Annotated in this window: 20 protein-coding genes; 15 read left to right on the top strand and 5 right to left on the bottom strand. The window is 66.2% G+C overall.

Annotated elements, in window-relative coordinates; translation table 11 throughout:
- Positions 1 to 268: 268 nt before the first annotated feature.
- From H3H37_RS21040 to H3H37_RS21030, 3 genes are all read left to right on the top strand, one after another.
- Positions 269 to 1,501, top strand: coding sequence for a cyanophycinase (locus tag H3H37_RS21040; protein ID WP_182166177.1), 1,233 nt, complete (start codon positions 269 to 271; stop codon positions 1,499 to 1,501).
- Positions 1,502 to 1,625: 124 nt separating this feature from the next.
- Complete coding sequence (locus H3H37_RS21035; protein WP_182166175.1) at positions 1,626 to 3,077, top strand: IgA Peptidase M64; 1,452 nt, start codon at positions 1,626 to 1,628, stop codon at positions 3,075 to 3,077.
- Between the two features lie 115 nt (positions 3,078 to 3,192).
- Positions 3,193 to 3,567: a hypothetical protein gene (locus tag H3H37_RS21030; RefSeq protein WP_182166174.1), complete on the top strand. Its 375-nt coding sequence runs from the start codon at positions 3,193 to 3,195 to the stop codon at positions 3,565 to 3,567.
- A gap of 98 nt (positions 3,568 to 3,665) precedes the next feature.
- Here H3H37_RS21030 and parC read toward each other — a convergent pair whose 3' ends face one another.
- Together parC and H3H37_RS21020 are read right to left on the bottom strand one after the other, a co-directional pair.
- Positions 3,666 to 6,011 carry a DNA topoisomerase IV subunit A gene (parC, locus tag H3H37_RS21025; RefSeq protein WP_182166172.1) on the bottom strand — a complete coding sequence of 782 codons (2,346 nt, stop codon included), beginning with the start codon at positions 6,009 to 6,011 and terminating at the stop codon, positions 3,666 to 3,668.
- Positions 6,012 to 6,037: 26 nt separating this feature from the next.
- Positions 6,038 to 8,035, bottom strand: a complete 1,998-nt coding sequence (locus H3H37_RS21020) for a DNA topoisomerase IV subunit B (RefSeq protein ID WP_182166170.1) — start codon at positions 8,033 to 8,035, stop codon at positions 6,038 to 6,040.
- A 154-nt stretch (positions 8,036 to 8,189) separates the two neighbouring features.
- Here H3H37_RS21020 and H3H37_RS21015 point away from each other — a divergent pair, with 154 nt between their 5' ends.
- The 10 genes from H3H37_RS21015 to kdpE all read left to right on the top strand — a co-directional run bounded on the left by H3H37_RS21015 (position 8,190) and on the right by kdpE (position 18,479).
- Entirely contained in the window at positions 8,190 to 9,011 is an 822-nt protein-coding gene (locus H3H37_RS21015; RefSeq protein ID WP_182166168.1) for a response regulator, read from the top strand.
- Between the two features lie 160 nt (positions 9,012 to 9,171).
- A complete protein-coding gene (locus H3H37_RS21010) occupies positions 9,172 to 9,639 on the top strand; it encodes an SRPBCC family protein (protein ID WP_182166166.1) in 468 nt (155 codons plus the stop codon).
- Positions 9,626 to 10,003 (top strand): ArsR/SmtB family transcription factor, encoded by a 378-nt coding sequence (locus H3H37_RS21005; RefSeq protein WP_182166164.1) that lies wholly within the window; start codon positions 9,626 to 9,628, stop codon positions 10,001 to 10,003. Before H3H37_RS21010 ends, H3H37_RS21005 begins: the two co-directional genes overlap by 14 nt.
- Before the next feature lie 176 nt (positions 10,004 to 10,179).
- Positions 10,180 to 10,272, top strand: a complete 93-nt coding sequence (locus H3H37_RS25655) for a potassium ABC transporter ATPase (protein WP_220456520.1) — start codon at positions 10,180 to 10,182, stop codon at positions 10,270 to 10,272.
- Positions 10,269 to 10,358, top strand: coding sequence for a potassium-transporting ATPase subunit F (locus tag H3H37_RS21000; protein ID WP_182166162.1), 90 nt, complete (start codon positions 10,269 to 10,271; stop codon positions 10,356 to 10,358). The genes H3H37_RS25655 and H3H37_RS21000 overlap by 4 nt, the downstream gene beginning before the upstream one ends.
- Entirely contained in the window at positions 10,358 to 12,175 is a 1,818-nt protein-coding gene (kdpA, locus tag H3H37_RS20995; protein ID WP_182166350.1) for a potassium-transporting ATPase subunit KdpA, read from the top strand. Before H3H37_RS21000 ends, kdpA begins: the two co-directional genes overlap by 1 nt.
- 45 nt (positions 12,176 to 12,220) lie before the next feature.
- Entirely contained in the window at positions 12,221 to 14,317 is a 2,097-nt protein-coding gene (kdpB, locus tag H3H37_RS20990) for a potassium-transporting ATPase subunit KdpB (protein WP_182166160.1), read from the top strand.
- Positions 14,318 to 14,377: 60 nt separating this feature from the next.
- Entirely contained in the window at positions 14,378 to 14,974 is a 597-nt protein-coding gene (gene kdpC / locus H3H37_RS20985) for a potassium-transporting ATPase subunit KdpC (protein WP_311197568.1), read from the top strand.
- A 33-nt stretch (positions 14,975 to 15,007) separates the two neighbouring features.
- Positions 15,008 to 17,788, top strand: coding sequence for a two-component system sensor histidine kinase KdpD (gene kdpD, locus H3H37_RS20980; protein ID WP_182166158.1), 2,781 nt, complete (start codon positions 15,008 to 15,010; stop codon positions 17,786 to 17,788).
- Positions 17,781 to 18,479: a two-component system response regulator KdpE gene (gene kdpE / locus H3H37_RS20975; RefSeq protein ID WP_182166156.1), complete on the top strand. Its 699-nt coding sequence runs from the start codon at positions 17,781 to 17,783 to the stop codon at positions 18,477 to 18,479. Before kdpD ends, kdpE begins: the two co-directional genes overlap by 8 nt.
- Before the next feature lie 50 nt (positions 18,480 to 18,529).
- Here kdpE and H3H37_RS20970 read toward each other — a convergent pair whose 3' ends face one another.
- From H3H37_RS20970 to H3H37_RS20960, 3 genes are read right to left on the bottom strand one after another with little or no spacing between them, the layout of a single operon-like run.
- Positions 18,530 to 19,699: a vWA domain-containing protein gene (locus H3H37_RS20970; RefSeq protein ID WP_182166154.1), complete on the bottom strand. Its 1,170-nt coding sequence runs from the start codon at positions 19,697 to 19,699 to the stop codon at positions 18,530 to 18,532.
- A gap of 2 nt (positions 19,700 to 19,701) precedes the next feature.
- A complete protein-coding gene (locus H3H37_RS20965) occupies positions 19,702 to 20,307 on the bottom strand; it encodes a GNAT family N-acetyltransferase (RefSeq protein WP_182166152.1) in 606 nt (201 codons plus the stop codon).
- Positions 20,307 to 21,173, bottom strand: a complete 867-nt coding sequence (locus H3H37_RS20960; RefSeq protein WP_182166150.1) for an AAA family ATPase — start codon at positions 21,171 to 21,173, stop codon at positions 20,307 to 20,309. Before H3H37_RS20960 ends, H3H37_RS20965 begins: the two co-directional genes overlap by 1 nt.
- Positions 21,174 to 21,437: 264 nt before the next feature.
- On the opposite strand from H3H37_RS20960, the gene H3H37_RS20955 reads away from it, so the two are divergent.
- Complete coding sequence (locus H3H37_RS20955; protein WP_182166148.1) at positions 21,438 to 21,764, top strand: c-type cytochrome; 327 nt, start codon at positions 21,438 to 21,440, stop codon at positions 21,762 to 21,764.
- Positions 21,765 to 21,774: 10 nt separating this feature from the next.
- On the top strand, positions 21,775 to 22,119 hold the full coding sequence (locus H3H37_RS20950; protein WP_182166146.1) for a c-type cytochrome: 345 nt from the start codon (positions 21,775 to 21,777) through the stop codon (positions 22,117 to 22,119).
- The last annotated feature ends 190 nt before the right edge of the window (positions 22,120 to 22,309 follow it).

Genomic DNA, 22,309 nt, shown 5'->3' with positions numbered 1-22,309 from the left:
AGATTTGATTGATTATAAACAAGGATGGCCCGCCACAGCATAAATCGGGCCGGATCGGGCGCGATTGGGGGCCGTGGCGGGGGCAAATGGCGACAATTCGTCCTGGACCGGGGTGGAAAACATGGCGGCAAGGCCATCCTGCGCCGCCGGACATGACCGGAAAAGGGGATATATTTGCGCGCTCATAAACCCAGCCGCCAAATCAGGTATATTGTCTCCTGAGGCGGGAGTATTCTGGCCCGGCCTGATTTCCTGGATCGGACGAGATATGCGAGTGCTCAAGACTTTGCTGGCTTATCTGGGGAGCGCGGCGTTGTTATGCTGCGCTGCGGGCAACCTGTACGCCGACGAGGCGCCGGCGCCCAAGGGCTCGCTGGTCATCATCGGCGGCGGCCTGCGGGGCGACAACGCCGAAGTGTGGCAGCGCATCGTGCAGCTAGCCGGCGGCAAGGGCGCCCGCATCGCCGTGTTTCCATCCGCCTCGGCCTATCCTGAGCAGGCCGGCCTGTCCATCATCAAGCGGCTTGACCAATATGGCGCCAATGCCTTCCTGGTGCCGGTGGCCGTCAAGCTGGCCGACAGCGACTTCCGCAAGGCCGCCGACGACGCCCGTCTGGCCGATTCCGTGCGCCACGCTGGCGGCGTGTTCTTCGCCGGCGGCGATCAGGCCCGCATCACGCGCGCGCTGCTGCGCGAGGACGGCCAGCGCAGCGCCACCCTGGACGCCGTGTGGGAAGTGTACCGGCGCGGCGGCGTGATCGCCGGCACCAGCGCTGGCGCTGCCATCATGAGCAGCACCATGTTCTACGAACCGAAGACCGTGCTGGCCACGCTCAAGCAGGGCGTGACGGAGGGGCGCGAGATCGCGCCGGGGCTCGGCTTCATCGGCGACGACGTGTTCGTCGACCAGCACCTGCTGGTGCGCGGTCGCTTCGCGCGCATGATCCCCGCCATGCTCAAGAAGGGCTACCAGATCGGGCTGGGGGTGGACGAGAACACCGCCATGGTGATCGACAGCCGGCGTGAAGTGGAAATCGTCGGCTACACAGGCGCGCTGCTGATCGACCTGTCGCGCGCCACGACAGACGAGGCGGCGGCCGAATTCAACGTCAAGAACGTCGTGATCAGCTATCTGGATCATGGCGACAAGTACAGTCTGGCCACGCGCCGCTACACGCCCGCGCCCGACAAGGCGGCCGGCAAGCTCGATCCGGCGCGGCCGTATTCGAAGATGCCCGTGTTCAGCGGCGACATCCTGGGCAGCAACGCCGTCGTGCAATTGATGGAGAAGCTGATCGACAACAGCCAGGAGGAAGCGCTGGGCCTGGCCCTGTCGCCGCCGGACGAAGCGTCGCCGGACCTGGGCTTCGAGTTCAAGTTCACCAAGACGGCCGACAGCGTGGGCTACCAGTCGCCGATGGCCGAGGCGTATTCGATCTATAACTTGCGGCTCGATATCCGGCCTATCCACTTGCAGCTGCCGCTGTATCAGTACAAGTAATACCAATAGGGCGGCGCGACCATCGCGGGTCGCCCGCTTTTTTCCTCGTCCCCGGCGTCCGGAAGGCAACGACGGATTTACAATACGGCCCACTTGCCGATTGAATCCGTCTCCAGGAGCCGCCATGAATTTTTGCCTCCCTTATTCCGCCACGCGCCGTGTGCTGGCTGCCGCGCTGGCTTGCGCCGTCACGCTGCCCGTCGCTGCCGCCTTTGCCGCGCAAGCCCCCGCACCCGCCACCCTACGCCTCGACTACCTGCACACTGGCAACGCCAGTACCGAGCAGTACGCCATCGAGCGCGTCGTGATCGAACCGCTGCCGTGGCCGGGCAACATGGCGCGCACGGTGGACGACACGGATCGTGGCGTCAACAAGGTGGAAGTGGTGGACAAGGCCAGCGGCAAGTTGCTGTACTCGCGCGGCTTTTCCACCGTGTTCAACGAGTGGCGTTCGACGGCCGAGGCGGAGAAGGTCAATCGCGGCTTCGAGGAGTCGGTGCGCTTCCCCAAGCCTGACCACGCCGTCACCGTGCGCATCCTCAAGCGCGACGAGAACAACGCCTTCACGCTGGCCTGGAGCACGGAGCTGGACCCGGACGCGCCGGACGTGGTGCGCAAGCAGGAACCGTCGGCGCTGCGCCCCATCCCCATCCGCGTGAGCGGCCCGTCGCCCGACAAGGTGGACCTGCTGATCCTGGGCGACGGCTACACGGCCGGTGAAATGAAGAAGTTCGAAGCGACGGCGCGCCGCATGGCCGATCAGCTGTTCTCCGTGTCGCCGTTCCGCGAGCGGGCCGGTGACTTCAACGTGTGGGCGCTGGCCGCGCCGACGCCGGAATCGGGTGTCTCGCGCCCATCCACCGGCGTGCATCACGCCTCGCGCCTCGGCACGCGCTACGACATTTTCGGCAGCGAGCGCTATGTGCTGGCCACCGACAACCGCGCCCTGCGCGAACTGGCGCAGAACGCGCCCTACGAATTCATCGAGATCATCGTCAACAACGACACCTATGGCGGGGGCGGCATCTTCGGCCAGTTCAGTACGGCGGCCGCCAACAGCGACTGGGCCAAGTATTTGTTCATCCACGAATTCGGCCACCATTTCGCCGGTCTGGCCGACGAGTACTACACGTCGCCGGCCGTGTACCAACCCAGCGGCGCGAGGGTCGAGCCGTGGGAGCCGAACGCCACGGCCCTGCGTGATCCGGCCAATGTGAAGTGGAAGAAGTTCGTGGCGGCGGGAACGGCGCTGCCCACGCCGTGGCCGAAGGCGGAGTTCGAAGCCTATTCGCGTGACATCCAGCAGCAGCGGGTGGCCTTGCGCAAGGCGCAGCGGCCCGAGTCCGAGATGAGCGCGCTGTTCAAACGCGAACTGGCGCATGAGGAGGAGCTGTTTTCGCGCGCGCCCAACCGGCATGCGGTGGGCGCGTTCGAGGGCGCCAATTACGAGGCGACCGGCTACTATCGCCCGCAGCTGCAGTGCATGATGTTCGACCGCAGCGAGCAATTCTGCACCGTGTGCCAGGACGCCATCAGCACCATCATCGACCTGTATTCGCGGCCCGCGCCACACTGACGGGGCGGGCGCTGCCGGCAGGAAATTGTCGAGCTTGGTTATGTAACGCACAGAGCGGCAACAGTGCGACCCTTAACCTGCACTTCGCTTAACCGAACCTTAAAAAGGAGTGAAGATGACTAAGCTGATGACCGCCCTGCTGGCCTCCGTGCTGGCCACCGCCGCCTACGCCCAGGCGCCTGCTGCACCGCAAACGGACGCCGCCCCAGCCGCAGCACCGGCCGCCGCGCCGGCCGCAGCGGCTGCGGCACCAATGGCGCCTGCCGCACCCGCAGCTCCGGCCACCGAAGCGCAAGCCGCGCCCGCCGCCCAGATGGACGCCAACGCCGCCGCCGTCAAGGCCGACGCGACCGACATGAAGGCGGCCGCGCAGGCTGACCAGACGGCCATGGACGCCAAGCCGGAGGCCACGCAAGCGAAAGCCAAGACCAAGGCCAAGCACCACCGCACCAAGGTCGCCAAGGCCGAGCAGCCGGACGCGATGAAGTAAGCCGCCCGCGCGTCGTAAAAAAACCGGGGTCAGGTCATGCGCTCACGCATCTTGCGTGATCGCATGACCTGACCCCGGTTTGTTTTTTTGACGGTGGATCAGGCGATGGCCGTCAGCGTTTCCGGCTTGATCTTGGAGGCCAGCGGCTTGCCCTTGCGGGCGCGCTTGCCGATGTGACCCAGCAGCGTTTCACCGACGATGCGCAGTTCCTGCGGCTTGGCGCCACGGCCGATGCCGTTCACCAGCACGCCCTTCTGGCTGATCGGCCGGGCCGCCACCAGGCTTTCCTTGGCGTCCAGCTCCATCAGGATCACGCCACGGCCGCCATTGGCCAGCGTCTTCATCTCGTCCAGGCCGAACACCAGCAGGCGCGCGCCTTCCGACACCACCGCCACGGCGCTGGCCGTGGAAGGCACCACGGCCGGCGGCAGCGGCAGGTCGCCTTCGTCCAGCGTGATGAAGGCCTTGCCGCCCTTGATGCGGCTGACCATGTCGCCGGCCTTGGCCAGGAAGCCATAACCAGCCGTCGTGGACAGCATCAGTTGGGTGGCGGCCGGTCCCGCGTAGTAGTGCTCGATGCGGGCGCCACCGGACAAATCGACCAGCGTGGTGATCGGCACGCCGTCGCCGCGCGCGTTGGGCAGGGCCGCCACCGGCACCGAGTACACCTTGCCGTTGCCGCCGAAGCCGAGCAGGGTGTCCACCGTGCGGCATTCGAACGCGCCATACAGGGCGTCGCCGGCCTTGAAGGTGAACTGGGTCGCGTCGTGGCCGATGCCGGTGCGCGCGCGCACCCAGCCTTTTTGCGAAATGATGACGGTGACCGGTTCGTCCACCACCTTCTGCTCGGCCACGGCCTTCTGCGCTTCCTCGATCAGCGTGCGGCGCGCGTCGCCATACAGCTTGGCGTCCGCTTCGATTTCGCGGATGATCAGGCGCTTCATCGACGATGGGTTGTCGAGCAGGTCTTGCAGCGTTTGCTTTTCCTTGCGCAGGTCGGCCAGTTCCTGCTGGATCTTGATCGCTTCCAGGCGGGCCAGTTGGCGCAGGCGGATTTCCAGGATGTCTTCGGCCTGGCGGTCCGACAGCTTGAAGCACTCGATCAGGGCCGCCTTCGGTTCGTCCGAATTGCGGATGATGTGGATCACTTCATCGATGTTGAGCAGGATGGTTTCGCGGCCCTCCAGGATGTGGATGCGGTCGTCCACCTTGCCCAGCTTGAATTTGCTGCGCCGGGTCACCGTCTCGAAGCGGAAGTCGATCCATTCCTGCAGGATCTCGCCCAGGCCCTTCTGGCGCGGACGGCCATCGCCGCCTATCATCACCAGGTTGATCGAGGCCGACGTCTCCAGCGACGTATGGGCCAGCAGCATCAGCATGAAGTCGGTCTGGTCCTGGTTCTTGGACTTCGGTTCGAACACCAGACGCACGGGGGCGGCGCGGCCCGATTCGTCGCGGATGGTGTCGAGCGAATTGAGGATCAGCGATTTCAGCGCCAGCTGTTCCGGCGACAGCGCCTTCTTGCCCAGTTTGACCTTGGGATTGGTCAGTTCCTCGATCTCCTCGAGCACCTTCTGCGACGAGGTGCCGGGCGGCAGTTCCGTGACCACGGCCTGCCACTGGCCGCGCGCCAGTTCTTCGATCTTCCAGCGGGCGCGCACCTTCATGCTGCCACGGCCGGTCGCGTACATCTCCTGGATCTGCGCGGCCGGCGTGATGATCTGGCCACCGCCAGGGAAGTCCGGGCCGGGGATCAGCGCCATCAGCTCGTCGTGGCCGATCTTGGGGTTGCGGATCATGGCCACGGTGGCCTGCGCCACCTCGTTCAGGTTGTGCGACGGGATCTCCGTCGCCAGGCCGACGGCGATGCCGGAGGCGCCGTTCAGCAGCACCATCGGCAGGCGCGCCGGCAGCAGCGACGGTTCCTCGGACGAGCCGTCGTAGTTGGGCTGGAAGTCCACCGTGCCCAGGTCGATCTCGTCGAGCAGCAGCTTGGCGATCGGGGTCAGGCGGGCTTCCGTGTACCGCATCGCGGCCGCGCCGTCGCCGTCGCGCGAGCCGAAGTTGCCCTGGCCGTCGATCAGCGGGTAGCGCAGCGAGAAGTCCTGCGCCATGCGCACCAGCGCGTCGTACACCGACTGGTCGCCGTGCGGGTGCAGCTTACCGAGCACGTCGCCCACCACGGTGGCCGACTTGCGCGGCTTGGCCGTGGCGTTCAGCCCCAGTTCGTTCATCGAGTACAGGATGCGGCGCTGCACCGGCTTCTGGCCGTCGCACACGTCGGGCAGGGCGCGGCCCTTGACGACGGAGATGGCGTAATCGAGGTAGGCCCGTTCGGCGAAGGTGGACAGGGTCAGCGTTTCGCCGCCGTCGGTGGGGCCGCCGGGCGTGCCCGCGTCTTCCGGCTCCGGCAGGGGATCGTCAAAGAGATTGGCTTGAGTCATGGTCTAGTCGTTGTGTATTCGGGGGATCAGATGTCGGCTTCGGCTTCGTTGCCGTGTTCCTCGATCCAGGCGCGGCGGGCGGCAGCTTCGCCTTTCCCCATCAGCATGTTGAAGCGGGCGGCCGATTCCGTGTGCGCGTATTCGCCCAGCGCCACCGGCAGCAGGCGCCGCGTATCCGGGTTCATGGTGGTTTCCCACAGCTGCTCGGCGTTCATCTCGCCCAGGCCCTTGAAGCGGGAGATGGCCCAGGCGCCGTCCTTGACGCCGTCCTTGCGCAGCTTGTCCTCGATCGCCACCAGTTCGCCGTCGTCGAGCGCGTACAGCTTTTGGATCGGCTTCTTGCCGCGCGCCGGCGCGTCGACGCGGTACAGCGGCGGGCGGGCGATGCAGATGTGGCCCTTGGCGATCAGCGCCGGGAAGTGGCGGAAGAACAGCGTGAGCAGCAGCACCTGGATGTGCGAGCCGTCCACGTCCGCATCGGACAGGATGCAGATCTTCCCGTAGCGCAGGCCGGACAGGTCGGGCGTGTCGCCGGCCGTGTGCGGATCGACGCCGATGGCCACGGCGATGTCGTGGATCTCGTTGTTGGCGTACAGGCGGTCCTTGTCGGTCTCCCACGAGTTGAGCACCTTGCCGCGCAGCGGCAGGATGGCCTGGAATTCCTTGTCGCGGCCCATCTTGGCCGAGCCGCCGGCCGAGTCGCCCTCGACCAGGAACAGTTCATTGCGCTGCACGTCCGACGATTCGCAGTCCGTCAGCTTGCCCGGCAGGACGGCCACGCCCGACGATTTTTTCTTCTCCACCTTCTGCAGCGAGCGCAGGCGCGACTGGGCCTGTTTGATCACCAGTTCGGCCAGCTTCTTGCCATATTCGACGTGCTGGTTCAGCCACAATTCCAGCGGCGGCTTGGCGAAGGTCGACACCAGCCGCACCGCGTCGCGCGAGTTCAGGCGCTCCTTGATCTGGCCCTGGAACTGCGGATCAAGCACCTTGGCCGACAGCACGAACGAGACGCGCGCGAACACGTCCTCGGGCAGCAGCTTGACGCCTTTGGGCAGCAGCGAGTGCATCTCGACGAAGTTCTTCACGGCGCCGAACAAGCCTTCGCGCAGGCCCGATTCGTGGGTGCCGCCGTTCGGGGTGGGGATCAGGTTCACATACGATTCGCGCACCACGGCGCCTTCCTCGGTCCAGGCCACCACCCAGGCCGCGCCTTCGCCCTCGGCGAAGCCCTCCGCGTCCGGGCCGGCGAACTGCGCGCCTTCGAACAGGGGGATCACGGTCTCGCCGTTCGAGCACTGGGCCAGCGCTTCCGTCAGGTAGCCGCGCAAGCCCTCGTTGTATTGCCAGGTCTGGGTGTCGCCCGTTTTGGCGTTGGTGAGCGTGACGGACACGCCGGGCAGCAGCACGGCCTTGGAGCGCAGCAGCCGTTGCAGCTCGACCTGCGAGATCAGCGGCGAATCGAAGTATTTGGGATCGGGCCAGGCCGTGACGCGGGTGCCGGACTTCTTGCCGTCGCGCGGCGCGGGCGCCGACGACAGCGGCTCGACCACGTCGCCATGCTCGAAGGCCAGCTTGTGCAGGCCGTTGCCGTCCGGCTCCTTGCGCCAGACCGTGATCTCCAGCCGCTTGGACAGCGCGTTGGTGACCGACACGCCCACGCCGTGCAGGCCGCCCGAGAAGGCATAGGCGCCGCCCGAGCCCTTGTCGAACTTGCCGCCCGCGTGCAGGCGGGTGAACACGATCTCCACGGTCGGCACGCCTTCCTCCGGGTGCAGGCCGACCGGGATGCCGCGGCCGTCGTCCTCCACGGTGATGCTGCCGTCCGCGTTCTGGGTCACGACGATATTCTTGCAATGGCCGCCGAGCGCTTCATCGGAGGCGTTGTCGATCACCTCCTGGATGATGTGCAGCGGATTCTCGGTACGGGTGTACATGCCCGGGCGCTGCTTGACGGGCTCCAGGCCCTTGAGGACGCGAATCGATGATTCGCTGTAGTCGGATGCGGGTTTTTTAGTGGCCATACGTGGTCAGGCTTGTCAATTCGATACTGGGTTTATGTACAGGTTTATGCAAACGCCTGCGTATTCTATCCTCAACGGGCCGCCGAGGTGGTATTCGCACGGCCGGGATGGGGCACAAACTGTGGTTAAATAGGAAAAAAGCTCTCCAAATCCTATGGCAACCGAGCATTTCCCCTTCGCCGTGCGCCTGCTCGGCTTCGCGCCGGACGAGGCGCAGACCCTGGCGGCCCAGCTGGCGTGCGCCCCCGGCCCGGGGCCGGCGTATTTTTGCCTGTCCGAACACAGTTTGCAAGAGCCGGACCTGTTGATCGCCAACGGCGACGACCTCAAGGCACTGGCGGCGCTGTCGGCGCTGACGGCCGGCGCCCTGCGTCCGGCCCTGATCCTGGGCACGCCGGCGCTGGCCCTGCCTTACCCCAACCTGGAGCGGCCGCTGGACTGGGACGCAGTGTACGCGGAGCTGGCGCAGCTGGTGGCCCGCCGCGCCGACGCCATGGCCAAGCTGACGGCGGCGGGCATGCCGCCGCTGCCCGAGCGGCGCCGGCGCGAACGGCTGGACCTGGACCTGACCGATCCGGCCGACTACGCGGCCATGCGCCGCCAGCCCGCGCGAGGCACGGTGCTGGTGGTGGACCACAATGCCACCTTCGCCACCCACCTGGGCAAGCTGCTGCAGCCGCTGGGCATTCCCGTGGAATGGGCCGGCAGCGAGAAGGAGGCGGTGCTCACCTGCGGTGCGCGGGCCGTGTCCGTGGCACTGATCCATACGGCCATGCATCTCGATCCCTATCTGCTGTGCACCGAACTGCGCGCCAGCGGCGGCCCGCTGCAGCCGGCTGTGGTGGTGCTGGTGGCGCCGCCGTTCGTGTACGACGCGCGCAAAGGCAGCGACGCGGGCGTGGAAGGGATACTCGATCTGCCGGCGACCGATCCGCTGCTGCGAGCCACCATCAAGAAGCTGATGGGCATGGCCTGAGCGGCCGCTTTCTCTATGCCGTTCTGCCGCTTTGTTGCGCTCTTGCCGTCCTCATCATGCGCAACTAAATGGTTGCATTTCTCCGGTGCGTGACCTATGCTGTTCTTGCAGCCATGTGGTTGCATATCAACCGCAGACGAATGGAAAGGAGAACCGCAGCATGACTACCGCAACGGAAACCGACCGTATCGAACGCAGCATCCTGATCAACGCCAGCCGCGAGCGCGTGTGGCGCGCCCTGTCGGACGCCGAACAATTCGGCGTCTGGTTCGGCGCCGACATGGCGGGCCAGAGCTTCAAGCCCGGCCAGCGCGCGCGCGGGCGCATGACCTCCGAGGGCATGGAACACATCTTCCTGGACGTGGTGCTCGACCGCATCGAGCCGCAGGACCTGCTGTCGTTCCGCTGGCATCCCTACCCGATGGACCAGACCATCGACTACACCCAGGAGCAGCCCACGCTGGTCACTTTCACGCTCAAGGACGCCCCCGGCAAGGGCATCCTGCTGACGGTGGTGGAGACGGGCTTCGACAGCATCCCGCAGCATCGCCGGCGCAAGGCGTTCGAGATGCACTCGGGCGGCTGGGAGTACCAGCTCAAGAATGTGGAACGCTATGTCACCCAATAGTACGCATCACCACGGCAAGGCAGGCGGAGGCGGGGCCTCCGCGCCTGAGCCATCGCTGGCCCACGTGTTCGCCGCGTTGGGCGATCCCACCCGTTTGAAACTGGTGTCGGTGCTCAGCGCCGGCGGCGCGCTGTCGATCGCGCAGCTGACCCAGGGCACGGACATCAGCCGCCAGGGCGTCACCAAGCACCTCAACGTGCTGGCCGAGGCGGGCGTCGTCAGCGACATCCGTCTGGGGCGCGAGCGCCTGTGGCAACTGGACCCGGCCAGCATCAACGACGCCAGCCGCGCGCTCGACGCCATCGGCCGCGAATGGGAGCTGGCGCTGTCCCGTCTCAAGCGCTTTGTCGAGAAAGACGACTAGCCCTCGAATGGGGTCAGGTCCAACATTCATACACAAGCTCAGGTATGAATGTTGGACCTGACCCCACAGGGGGGATTTTTACGGCTTGTTTACACCCCATCCCTGAGTCTTTACACCACTTTTAGACCGATCCCGATAACCTGCTCACTGTCAAAACAAGACTCGTGAGGGGCGAAATGGATATCGTTTTTGTGGGTGCGATCGTGGCCTTGCTGGCCGTGACGGTGGCCTTTGCCGCCGGCTGCGACAAGCTGGGAGGCCGGCAATGAACACCTTCTATGTGATCGGCGCGCTGGCCTCTGCCGGTCTGCTGGTCTACCTGGTGCTCGCGCTGTTGAAAGCGGAGGACCTGTGATGACCATGCAATCGCTGATGCTGCTGGTGCTGTTCCTCGTCGTGCTGCTGGCGCTGGCCTACCCCTTGGGCATCGTGCTGGCGCGTGTGGGCGACGGCGCGGCCGTCCCCGGACTGGGCTGGCTGGGCAAGGTGGAACAACTGCTGTACCGCGCCGCCGGCATCGCCGGAAAAGACGGCAAGGTCGAAGGCCAGGGCTGGAAAGCCTATGCCGTGGCCCTGCTGGCGTTTAACGCGCTGGGCGCGCTGGCCGTGTATGGCTTGCAGCGCGTGCAGCAATGGCTGCCCCTGAATCCACAGGCCATGGCCAATGTCAGCCCGGATTCGGCCTTCAACACGGCCGTCAGCTTCATTTCCAACACCAACTGGCAAGGCTATAGCGGCGAACAGGCCATGAGCTACCTGACCCAGATGCTGGCGCTGGCGGGCCAGAACTTCTTCTCGGCCGCCACTGGCATCGCCGTCGCGTTCGCGCTGATCCGCGGCTTCTCGTCGCGCTCGGCCAAATCGATCGGCAACTTCTGGGTCGACCTCACCCGCTCCACGCTGTACGTGCTGCTGCCGCTGTCGCTGCTGTTCGCCGTTTTCCTGGTGGGGCAGGGCGCGATCCAGAACTTCTCGGCCTACAAGGAGGTGACCTTGCTCGACCCCGTCACCTACACCCAGCCGAAAGCTGGCGCCGACGGCCAGCCGCTGAAGGATGCCAAGGGCGAGCCGGTCACGGAGACGCTGACGGCCACCACCCAGACCCTCGCCATGGGCCCGGTCGCGTCGCAGGAGGCGATCAAGATGCTGGGCACGAATGGTGGCGGCTTCTTCAACGCCAACTCCGCCCACCCGTACGAGAACCCCACGCCGCTGGCCAACTTCTTCCAGATGATTGCCATCTTCCTCATCCCGGCCGGCCTGTGCTTCGCGTTCGGCCGCATGGTGGGCGACCTGCGCCAGGGTTGGGCCGTGTTGGCCGCGATGACGCTGCTGTTCGTCGTCTGCACCGTGGCCGTGATGGGCGCCGAGCAGCAAGCCCACCCGGCGCTGCAGGCGCTGGGCGTGGACCAGCAGATGAGCGCCCTGCAGGCCGGCGGCAACATGGAAGGCAAGGAAACCCGCTTCGGCATCAGCGCCTCGACCCTGTTCGCCGCCGTCACCACGGCCGCCTCGTGCGGCGCCGTCAATGCCATGCACGACTCGTTCATGCCCTTGGGGGGCATGATCCCCATGCTGCTGATCCAGTTTGGCGAAGTGATCTTCGGTGGCGTGGGCTCGGGCCTGTACGGCATGCTGATCTTCGCCATCCTGGCCGTGTTCATCGCCGGCCTGATGATAGGTCGCACCCCGGAATATCTGGGCAAGAAGATCCAGTCGTACGAAATGAAGATGACCTCGATCGCCATCCTCGTCACGCCCACGCTGGTGCTGGCCGGCACCGCCATCGCCGTGCTGACGGCGGCCGGCAAGGCTGGCCTCGCCAACCCCGGCGCGCACGGCTTCTCGGAGATCCTGTACGCGTTCAGCTCGGCCGCCAACAACAACGGCAGCGCCTTCGCCGGCCTGTCCGCAAACACGCCGTTCTACAACACCATGCTGGCCATCGCCATGTGGTTCGGCCGCTTCGCCATGATCGTACCCATCCTGGCCATCGCCGGTTCGCTGGCCGGCAAAAAACGGTTGGAGGCCAACGCCGGCACCATGCCCACCCACGGCCCCATCTTCATCGGCTTGCTGGTGAGCGTGGTGGTGCTGGTCGGCGTGCTCAATTATGTCCCGGCGCTGGCGCTCGGCCCTGTGGTCGACCACTTGCAGCTGTTCGCCCGTTAATCTCAGGAGCTCAAGATGTCACACACACAAACATCTCAACAAGGGATGACGCTCTTTACCAACCTGCCCGCCGGGAAGCTCAAGCTGCTCGATTCCGCGCTGGCGATGCCGGCCATCGTGGACGCGTTCAGGAAACTGAGCCCGCGCACCCAGTTGCGCAGCCCCGTGATGTTCGTCGTCTACGTGGGCAGCATCATCACCACGCTGCTGTACGCGCAGTCGCTGGCGGGGCAGGGCGAGGCGCCGTCCGGCTTCATCCTGGCGATCTCGGTCTGGCTGTGGTTCACCGTGCTGTTCGCGAACTTTGCCGAGGCGCTGGCCGAGGGCCGCAGCAAGGCGCAGGCGGCCTCGTTGCGCAGCCTGAAACAGACCGTCACGGCCAAGAAGCTGGCCAGTCCAAAACATGGTGCAACCTGGGCGCCGCTGGCTGCCACCGAGCTGCGCAAGGGGAATTTTATTCTGGTCGAAGCGGGCGACGTGATCCCCATCGACGGCGAAGTGCTCGAAGGCGTGGCCTCGGTCGACGAGAGCGCCATCACGGGCGAATCGGCGCCCGTGATCCGCGAATCGGGCGGCGACTTCTCGTCCGTCACCGGCGGCACCCGCGTGCTGTCGGACTGGCTGGTGGTGAAGGTGACGGCTAACCCCGGCGAGACCTTCCTCGACCGCATGATCTCCATGGTGGAAGGCGCTAAGCGCCAGAAGACCCCCAACGAGATCGCGCTGACCATCCTGCTGGTGGCGCTCACCATCGTATTCTTGGTGGTGACGTTGACGCTGCTGCCGTTCTCGCTGTTCTCGGTGGACGCGGCCCGCGCCGCCGGCATCGCCAGCAGCCCGATCTCCATCACGGTGCTGATCGCGCTGCTGGTGTGCCTGATCCCCACCACCATCGGCGGCCTGCTGTCGGCCATCGGCGTGGCCGGCATGAGCCGCATGATGCAGGCCAATGTGATCGCCACCTCGGGCCGCGCCGTGGAGGCGGCCGGCGACGTCGACGTGCTGCTGCTCGATAAAACGGGCACCATCACGTTGGGCAACCGCCAGGCCTCGGCCTTCTTCCCCGCGCCCGGCGTGACGGAGCAGCAGCTGGCCGACGTGGCGCAACTGGCCTCGCTGGCAGACGAGACGCCGGAAGGGCGCAGCATCGTGGTGCTGGCCAAGCAGCGCTTCAACATCCGCGAGCGCGACATGGGCGCGCTGCACGCCACCTTCGTGCCGTTCTCCGCCAACACCCGCATGAGCGGGGTGGACGTGGGCGATCGCCAGGTGCGCAAGGGCGCGGCCGACACGGTCAAAAAGCACGTCGAGTCGCTGGGCATGCCGTATCCGGCCGAGGTGACGCGTACCGTGGACGACGTGTCGCGCCGCGGCAGCACGCCGCTGGTGGTGGTCGATGGCGGCCGCGTGATGGGCGTGGTCGAGCTGAAGGACATCGTCAAGGGCGGCATCAAGGAACGCTTCGCGGAACTGCGCCGCATGGGCATCAAGACCGTGATGATCACGGGCGACAACAAGCTGACGGCGGCGGCCATCGCGGCCGAGGCCGGGGTGGACGACTTCCTGGCCGAGGCCACGCCGGAGGACAAGCTGAAACTGATCCGCAGCTATCAGTCCGAAGGCCGGCTGGTGGCCATGACGGGCGACGGCACCAACGACGCCCCCGCGCTGGCCCAGGCCGACGTGGCCGTGGCCATGAACTCGGGCACCCAGGCCGCCAAGGAGGCGGGCAACATGGTGGACCTCGATTCCAACCCCACCAAGCTGCTCGAGATCGTGGAGATCGGCAAGCAGATGCTGATGACGCGCGGCTCGCTGACCACGTTCTCGATCGCCAACGACATCGCCAAGTACTTCGCCATCATCCCGGCCGCCTTCGTGGGCACCTACCCGGCCTTGAAGGCGTTGGACGTGATGCACCTGGCCAGCCCCAACTCGGCCATCATGTCGGCCGTGATCTTCAACGCGCTTATCATCGTGTTCCTGATCCCGCTGGCGCTTAAGGGCGTGCGCTACCGCGCCATCGGCGCCGCCGCGCTGCTGCGCCGGAACATCTGGATCTACGGCGTGGGCGGCGTCATCCTGCCGTTCGCGGGCATCAAGTTGATCGACATGGTACTGGCCGTGTTCCACCTCGTCTAATCGTTCGCCCCGTCCCGCGCGCGCGGGGCGGGGCCTGCGCACTCACACTCTGGAGTCATCGTGTCTTCCAACACCTTTTCCACCATCCGTCCCGCCGTCGTCCTGTTCGGCGCCCTGACCCTCATTTGCGGCGTGCTCTATCCGCTGGCTGTGACCGGCGTGGGCGCCGTCGCCTTCCCGGCCCAGGCCGGCGGCAGCATCATCGAAGCCGGCGGCAAGCCTGTCGGCTCCGAACTGATAGGCCAAGCCTTCACCTCGCCCAAATACTTCTGGGGCCGTCCGTCCGCCACCAGCCCCATGCCCAACAACGGGGCCGGTTCCGGCGGCGCCAACCTGGGCCCCAACAACCCGGCCCAGATCGACGCCGTCAAGGCCCGCATCGCCGCCCTGCGCGCCGCCGATCCCGGCAACCAGCTGCCGATCCCCGTGGACCTGGTGACGGCCTCCGGCAGCGGCCTCGATCCCGAGATCAGCCTGGCCGCCGCCCAGTACCAGGCGCGCCGCGTGGCCGCCGCCCGCCAACTTGACCCGGCCCGCGTGGCCGAGCTGATCGCGGCCCACCGTCAGAATCAATACCTGGGCTTTTTCGGCGAGGCGCGCGTCAACGTGCTGGCATTGAACCTGGCGCTGGACGCGGAAGCGGGCCAGAAGCGCTAAACTGCCCATTGCTGGCCATTTCGACAGGCATCCATGTTCCCCAACGATAGCGAACGACCCGACCCCGACGCCTTGCTGGCGCAAGTGCAGGCGCAGGAGCGCAAGGCCGCGCGGGGCAAACTGCGCATCTATTTCGGCGCCTCGGCCGGCGTGGGCAAAACCTACGCCATGCTGGCGGCCGCCCGCAAGCTGCAGGCCGACGGCCAGCCCGTGCTGGTCGGCGTGATCGAAACCCACGGCCGCAGCGAGACGGCCGCCATGCTCGACGGGCTGGACGTGCTGCCGTTGCGCCAGTTCGACTACCGGGGAAAACAACTGGCCGAATTCGACATCGACGCGGCGCTGGCGCGCCGTCCGCCCCTGATCCTGATCGACGAGCTGGCCCACTCCAACGTGCCCGGCTCGCGCCACCCCAAGCGCTGGCAGGACGTGGAGGAATTGCTGGACGCGGGCATCGACGTGCTCACCACCGTCAACGTGCAGCACCTGGAAAGCCTGAACGACGTGGTGGGCGGCATCACCGGCATCCGCGTGGCCGAGACCCTGCCCGACACCGTGTTCGATGAGGCCGACGAGGTGGTGCTGGTCGACTTGCCGGCCGACGAGCTGCTGGCCCGCCTCAAGGGCGGCAAGGTGTACCAGCAACAGCAGGCCGAGCGCGCGTCGCAGAACTTCTTCCGCAAGGGGAACCTGATCGCGCTGCGCGAGCTGGCGCTGCGCCGCACGGCCGACCGCATCGAGGACGACGTGCGCGCCTACCGGGTCGAGCAATCGATCGGCGACATCTGGAAGACCGGCGCCGCGCTGCTGGCCTGCGTGGGACCGCGTCCGGGCGCCGAGCACGCGGTGCGCAGCACGGCGCGCCTGGCCAGCCAGCTCGGTTCGGCCTGGCACGCTGTCTACGTGGAGACGCCGGCCCTGCAACGCCTGCCGGCCGCCGAGCGCGAACGCATCCTGAACACGCTCAAGCTGGCCGAGAGCCTGGGAGCCACCACGGCCGTGCTGTCGGGCGAGGACGTGGCCGTGGCCATCGCTGACTACGCGCGCGGCCACAACCTGTCGAAGATCGTCATGGCGCGCGCGTGGCGCCGCCGCCGTCCGTGGCACCGCACCCAACTGCGCCGCGTGGCCGAATACGCGCCCGAGATCGACCTGATCGAGGTGGCCGCCCAGCAGCAGGACGAGCAGGACGGGCAGGGCGGGCGGGGCACGTCAGCGCGCGCGCGGGCCGAGCCGGACGGCGACGTGGAACCGGACGAGGGCAAGCGCCTTGCCGCCTACGCGTGGGCCGGCGCCGCCAGCCTGGCCACGGCGCTGGCGGCCACGCCCATGCTGGCCTACCTGGACCTGGCCAACATCGCCATGCTATTCCTGCTGGCCGTGCTGCTGGTGGCCGTGCGCTTCGGGCGTGGCCCGTCCGTGGTGGCCACCTGCGTCAGCGTGGCCTGCTTCGATTTCTTCTTCGTGCCGCCGCGCTTCACGTTCGCTATCTCCGACCTGCAATACCTGATCACATTCGCCGTCATGCTGGCCGTGGGCCTGATCACCGGTCACCTGACGGCCGGCCTGCGCTTCCAGGCCCACGTGGCCTCGCGCCGCGAGGCCCGTTCGCGCGCGCTGTACGAGTACGCGCGCGAGCTGTCCGGTGCGTTGCAGACGGAGCAGATCTTCGAGATCACCCAGCGTTTCATCCAGGGCGCGTTCCGGGCCCGCGCCACATTGCTGGTGCCGGATGCGGCTGGCCGCCTCAAGCTGCCGCCGCAAGACCCGTCCGACGCCGCCGCCATGGCCCACATGGCCGTCTTCGACAGCGGCATCGCCCAGTGGGCCTTTGACCATGCGGAATGCGCGGGCCTGGGCACGGACACGCTGCCGGCCAGCCGCATCTTCTACCTGCCACTGGTGGCGCCCATGCGCACCCGCGGCGTGCTGGCGATCCAGCCCGAACACCGGCGCTGGATCATGATCCCCGAACAGCGCCAGCACCTCGACACCTTCGCCACCCTGGCCGCCATCGCGCTGGAACGCGTACACTACATCGAGGTGGCGCAGGAGGCGCTGGTGAACATGGAATCGGAGCGGCTGCGCAATTCGCTGCTGGCTGCCCTGTCGCACGACCTGCGCACGCCGCTCACGTCGCTGGTGGGCATGTCCGAATCGCTGGCCGGCTCGCGCCCGCCGCTGGCGCCGGCCCAGCTGGCACAGGCCAACGCGCTGCACGACGAGGCCAGGCGCATGAGCGCCCTGGTCGCCAACCTGCTCGACATGGCCCGCATCCAGAGCGGCGAAGTGACCTTCAACCTGCAATGGCAGCCGCTGGAGGAGGTGGTGGGCAGTGCGCTGCGCGCGAGCGGCGCCCAGCTCAAGGCGCACGTGGTGGCCACCCGGCTGGCGCCGGACCTGCCGCTGCTGCGTTTCGACGCCGTGCTGATCGAGCGCGTGCTGTGCAACCTGCTGGAGAACGCGGCCAAGTACACGCCGCCCGGCGCGCACGTGACGCTGGCCGCCGAGCTGCGCGGCACGTGGGTCGACGTGATGGTCTATGATGACGGCCCCGGCTTGCCGCACGGGCGCGAGGAAGCCATCTTCGAGAAATTCACGCGCGGCGAACGCGAATCGGCCAAGCCGGGCGTGGGACTGGGACTGGCCATCTGTCGCGCCATCGTCGAGGCGCATGGTGGCAAGATCAACGCCGCGCCATCGCCGGCCGGCGGCGCCGCCTTCGTGTTCTCGCTGCCGGTGGGCAGTCCGCCGCCGCTGCCCGAGCCGGAAGCGGAGCAGGAGCGCGAACGACAAGGACACAACCATGAATGAACCGATGCCGACCGCGCTGCTGATCGAGGATGAACCGCAGATCCGCCGCTTTGTGCGCGGTGCGCTGGAGGAGGAGGGCTGGCAGGTGCACGAGGCGGCCACGCTGCAGCGCGGCCTGATCGACGCAGGCACCCGCAAGCCCGACCTGGTGGTGCTGGACCTGGGCCTGCCCGACGGCGACGGCGTGGACTTGATCGCCGACCTGCGCAAATGGTCGTCCGTGCCGGTGATCGTGCTGTCGGCCCGCGCCAACGAGGCCGACAAGATCCGCGCCCTCGACGCCGGCGCCGACGACTACCTGACCAAGCCCTTCGGCGTCGGTGAGTTGTTGGCGCGGGTGCGCGCCACCCTGCGCCGTCAGCGCCAGCCAGCCGCCGGCAATGCTGGGCCGGTGCGCTTTGGCGCGGTGGAAGTGGATTTGCCGAACCGGCGCGTCACGCGGGACGGCCAGCACGTGCACCTGACACCGACCGAATACCGGCTGCTGGCCGTGCTGGTGGCCAACGCCGGGCGCGTGATGACCAATCCCCAGCTGCTGCGGGCCGTGTGGGGGCCGTCGCAGGCCGAGAACGGCCACTACCTGCGCATCTACATGGGCCATTTGCGCCACAAGCTGGAGGACGACCCCACCCAGCCCCGCTACCTGCTGACGGAAACGGCCGTCGGCTACCGGCTGCAACTGCCGGCCTGATCGGCTCGCTTCAGGGGCAGACCCTAGGGGCTGACCCTTGTGCCACCGCCTTATTTGCTCAGGGTGCGCATGGCCCGCTCCAGCCCCTCCATCGTCAGCGGGAACATGCGGTTGTTCATCAGCTGGCGGATGATGGAGACGGACTGGCGGTACTGCCAGATGCCTTCCGGTTCCGGGTTGAGCCACACGAACTTGGGAAACGCGTTGGTGAAGCGGGCCAGCCATTCCGAACCCGCCTCCTCGTTGTTGTACTCCACTGAGCCGCCCGGCTGCAAGATCTCGTAGGGGCTCATGGTGGCGTCGCCGACGAAAATGAGCTTGGTGTCGGGCGGGTACTTGCGCAGGATGTCCCAGGTGGGGAAACGTTCCGCGTGGCGGCGCCGGTTGTTCTTCCACAGGTGGTCGTACACGCAGTTGTGGAAGTAGAAGAACTCCATGTTCTTGAACTCCGTGCGCGAGGCCGAGAACAGTTCCTCGGTGCGCTCGATGTGGTCATCCATGGTGCCGCCCACGTCGAACAGCATCAGCACCTTGACCTTGTTCTTGCGCTCGGGGCGCATCTTGATGTCGAGGTAGCCGGCGTTGCTGGCCGTGGCGCGGATGGTGGCGTCGAGCGCCAGTTCCTCCTCGGCCCCTTCGCGCGCGAACTTGCGCAGCCGGCGCAGCGCCACCTTGATGTTGCGCGTGCCCAGTTCGCGTTCGCCGTCGTAGTCCTTGTAGGCGCGCGCTTCCCACACCTTGACGGCCGTGCGGTTGCCGCCCTTGCCGCCGATGCGCACCCCTTCCGGGTTGGTGCCGCCGTGGCCGAACGGCGAGGTGCCGCCCGTGCCTATCCACTTGCTGCCGCCCTCGTGGCGCTCCTTCTGTTCCTTGAGCAGCTCCTTGAGCCGGTCCATCAGCTTGTCGTAGCCGAATTTCTCCAGCTGGGCGATCTGCTCGTCGGTCAGCTCGCGCTTCATGCGCTGCACCAGCCAGTCGAGCGGGATGGCGCTGTTGGTCTCGAAGGCGGCGTTGATGCCCTTGAAGTACTGGGCGAACGCGCGGTCGAACTTGTCGAAGTGGGCCTCGTCCTTGACCAGCGCGAGGCGCGACAGGTAGTAGAAGTCGTCCATCGACGGCGCGATGACGTTCTTCTGCATCGCTTCGAGCAGGGTCAGGAACTCCTTGATCGTGACGGGGATCTTGGCGTCCTTGAGGGTGAAGAAGAAATCGATTAGCATGGTCAGCGCCCCCCGCCCTGGTGCAGCTTGTAGTGCAGATGGGCTTTGATTTCCGGCCACTCGCCGCGCACGATGCTGTACATGACCGTGTCGCGCACGGTGCCGTCGCGGCGCAGCGCGTGGTGGCGCAGCACGCCGTCGCGCTTGGCGCCCAGCCGTTCGATGGCGCGCTGCGACGTGTGGTTGAAGATGTCGGTGCGCAGGCCGACCACGGCGCAGCCCAGCGTGTCGAAGGCGTGGCCGAGCAGCAGCAGCTTGCAGGTGGTGTTGACGTGGCTGCGCTGGCGGCTGCGCGCGTACCAGGTGTAGCCGATTTCAAGGCGGTCCAGTTCCGGCACGATGTCGTGGAAGCTGGTGGTGCCCATTACGGTGCCGCTGGCCGCGTCCACCACGGCGAACGCCAGGCGCGACGGGCGCATGGCGATGGCCTTGTCGATGTAGGCGTCGGTCTCCTCGGGTGCGGGCACGGAGGTGATGCGCAGCTGCCACAGCTCGCCGTCGGCGGCGGCCGAGCGCAGGCCGTCCGCGTGGTGCGGCGCCAGCGGTTCCAGCCGCACGCCGTTCCATTCCAGCGTCACGGGCACGGGCGATTGCAGGGCGGCGTTCATCAGCGGTTGGTCCGGGCCATGTACACCAGGCGTTCGAACAGGTGGATGTCCTGTTCGTTCTTGAGCAGGGCGCCGTGCAACGGCGGCACGATGGTCTTGGCGTCCTGGCTGCGCAGGGCTTCGGCCGGGATGTCCTCGGCCATGAGCAGCTTGAGCCAGTCGAGGAACTCGGAGGTGGACGGCTTCTTCTTCAGGCCCTGGACTTCGCGCACCTCATAGAAGGTCTGCAGGGCCTGGGCCAGCAGTTCGCGCTTGAGGTTCGGGTAGTGCACGGCCACGATCTGCTCCATCGTGTCGCGGTCGGGGAATTTAATGTAGTGGAAGAAGCAGCGGCGCAGGAAGGCGTCCGGCAATTCCTTCTCGTTGTTGGAGGTGATGATGACCAGCGGGCGGTGCTTGGCCACCACCATCTCGCGCGTCTCGTAGACGTAGAACTCCATGCGGTCCAGCTCGCGCAGCAGGTCGTTGGGGAACTCGATGTCGGCCTTGTCGATCTCGTCGATCAGCAGCACCACCGGCTCGGGCGCCGTAAACGCCTGCCAAAGCACGCCCTTGACGATGTAGTTGTGGATGTCGCGCACGCGCTCGTCGCCCAGCTGCGAATCGCGCAGGCGCGACACGGCGTCGTATTCATACAGGCCTTGCTGGGCCTTGGTGGTCGATTTCACGTGCCACTGCATCAGCGGCATGTTGAGTGCGGCCGCCACTTCCTCGGCCAGCATGGTCTTGCCGGTGCCCGGCTCGCCCTTGATCAGCAGCGGGCGTTGCAGTGTCAGCGATGCGTTGACGGCCAGTTTCAGGTCGTTGGTGGCGACGTAATTGTCGGAACCCTCGAAGCGCGGGGCGGGTGCTTGGTTGGCGTGCATGGGTGGCGGTCTCACTGTGGAAAGGGGGGATCGATGCTGCTTCTCGCAGAAGTTATCTTTGAAGTATAAAACAAGTCGCTAGAGGCCACCCTCAAAGCGCGCTGGGAACAATGCGCCACGCCTAGCGAAGATCGGCCGGTTTGTCCATGATTCTTGATAGACTATGGAAACATTCTTGGGTTAGAATCGGCGATTGATAGCGCAAAAGTTAAGTTTTGCGCTTGGGCTGTATCCGATTCCTATTGATTACTTAGCCACCACACCATGAAAAAAATCTACGCACTTCTCGTGCTCGCAGGTTTCGCCCACGCCGCGTCCGCGGCCGACATCGTAGGGAACGCCCAGGCCGCTCCCGCCAAGATCGAAATGTGCATCGGCTGCCACGGCATCCCCGGTTACAAGGCGACCTTCCCGGAAGTGTTTCAGGTGCCCATGATTGGTGGCCAGTCGGCCAAGTACATCGAGAACGCGCTCAAGGCCTACCAGAAGGGCGAGCGCAAGCATCCGTCCATGAAGGGCATCGCGGCCAGCCTGTCGGAGCAGGACATCGCGGACGTGGCAGCATACTATTCCCAGCAAACGGCGAAATAAGGACTGAACGATGAAAAAACTGATCACCGCCCTGTTCTGCTCCGCCATCTCGCTGTCGGCTTTCGCCAGCGGCAACATCGAGGCCGGCAAGGCCCTGACGGAAAAATACAGCTGCTTCGCTTGCCACGGCAAGGATTTCAACACCCCGATCGACCCCAGCTATCCCAAGCTGGCCGGCCAGCACAAGGACTATCTGGAACACGCGCTGACCGCCTACAAGCGCGGCGACGGCGCCAACGGCCGCGGCAACGCCATCATGGGCGGCCAGGTCAAGCCACTGAGCAACCAGGACATCAAGGACCTGGCCGCTTACCTGCACAGCCTGCCAGGCACGCTGGTGACACCGCACCGCTAAGCCAGCCGGCATAAACAAACCGGGGTCAGGTCATACCATTAAGCAAGATGCGCGCATCTTGCTTAATGGTATGACCTGACCCCGGTTAATGAGATGGTCACCCTCACCCTATAAGTCCTAATCTTATAGGGTGTTTTCATTTCTGGAGGGCGCCATCATGGACAGCGTAACGTTGATCGGTATCGACCTT

It is taken from the genome of Rugamonas brunnea (assembly GCF_014042345.1).
GTDB classification, from domain to species: Bacteria; Pseudomonadota; Gammaproteobacteria; order Burkholderiales; family Burkholderiaceae_D; genus Rugamonas; species Rugamonas brunnea.
Note: the sequence above shows the minus strand (reverse complement) of the source record. Positions and strands in the feature narration are given on the sequence as shown.

What these genes read in the sequence shown, in the direction of transcription:
- H3H37_RS21040 (WP_182166177.1), top strand. Translation starts at nt 269, where the DNA reads ATGCGAGTGCTCAAGACTTTGCTGGCTTATCTGGGGAGCGCGGCGTTG.
- H3H37_RS21035 (WP_182166175.1), top strand. Translation starts at nt 1,626, where the DNA reads ATGAATTTTTGCCTCCCTTATTCCGCCACGCGCCGTGTGCTGGCTGCC.
- H3H37_RS21030 (WP_182166174.1), top strand. Translation starts at nt 3,193, where the DNA reads ATGACTAAGCTGATGACCGCCCTGCTGGCCTCCGTGCTGGCCACCGCC.
- parC (WP_182166172.1), bottom strand. Translation starts at nt 6,011, where the DNA reads ATGACTCAAGCCAATCTCTTTGACGATCCCCTGCCGGAGCCGGAAGAC.
- H3H37_RS21020 (WP_182166170.1), bottom strand. Translation starts at nt 8,035, where the DNA reads ATGGCCACTAAAAAACCCGCATCCGACTACAGCGAATCATCGATTCGC.
- H3H37_RS21015 (WP_182166168.1), top strand. Translation starts at nt 8,190, where the DNA reads ATGGCAACCGAGCATTTCCCCTTCGCCGTGCGCCTGCTCGGCTTCGCG.
- H3H37_RS21010 (WP_182166166.1), top strand. Translation starts at nt 9,172, where the DNA reads ATGACTACCGCAACGGAAACCGACCGTATCGAACGCAGCATCCTGATC.
- H3H37_RS21005 (WP_182166164.1), top strand. Translation starts at nt 9,626, where the DNA reads ATGTCACCCAATAGTACGCATCACCACGGCAAGGCAGGCGGAGGCGGG.
- H3H37_RS25655 (WP_220456520.1), top strand. Translation starts at nt 10,180, where the DNA reads ATGGATATCGTTTTTGTGGGTGCGATCGTGGCCTTGCTGGCCGTGACG.
- H3H37_RS21000 (WP_182166162.1), top strand. Translation starts at nt 10,269, where the DNA reads ATGAACACCTTCTATGTGATCGGCGCGCTGGCCTCTGCCGGTCTGCTG.
- kdpA (WP_182166350.1), top strand. Translation starts at nt 10,358, where the DNA reads ATGACCATGCAATCGCTGATGCTGCTGGTGCTGTTCCTCGTCGTGCTG.
- kdpB (WP_182166160.1), top strand. Translation starts at nt 12,221, where the DNA reads ATGACGCTCTTTACCAACCTGCCCGCCGGGAAGCTCAAGCTGCTCGAT.
- kdpD (WP_182166158.1), top strand. Translation starts at nt 15,008, where the DNA reads ATGTTCCCCAACGATAGCGAACGACCCGACCCCGACGCCTTGCTGGCG.
- kdpE (WP_182166156.1), top strand. Translation starts at nt 17,781, where the DNA reads ATGAATGAACCGATGCCGACCGCGCTGCTGATCGAGGATGAACCGCAG.
- H3H37_RS20970 (WP_182166154.1), bottom strand. Translation starts at nt 19,699, where the DNA reads ATGCTAATCGATTTCTTCTTCACCCTCAAGGACGCCAAGATCCCCGTC.
- H3H37_RS20965 (WP_182166152.1), bottom strand. Translation starts at nt 20,307, where the DNA reads ATGAACGCCGCCCTGCAATCGCCCGTGCCCGTGACGCTGGAATGGAAC.
- H3H37_RS20960 (WP_182166150.1), bottom strand. Translation starts at nt 21,173, where the DNA reads ATGCACGCCAACCAAGCACCCGCCCCGCGCTTCGAGGGTTCCGACAAT.
- H3H37_RS20955 (WP_182166148.1), top strand. Translation starts at nt 21,438, where the DNA reads ATGAAAAAAATCTACGCACTTCTCGTGCTCGCAGGTTTCGCCCACGCC.
- H3H37_RS20950 (WP_182166146.1), top strand. Translation starts at nt 21,775, where the DNA reads ATGAAAAAACTGATCACCGCCCTGTTCTGCTCCGCCATCTCGCTGTCG.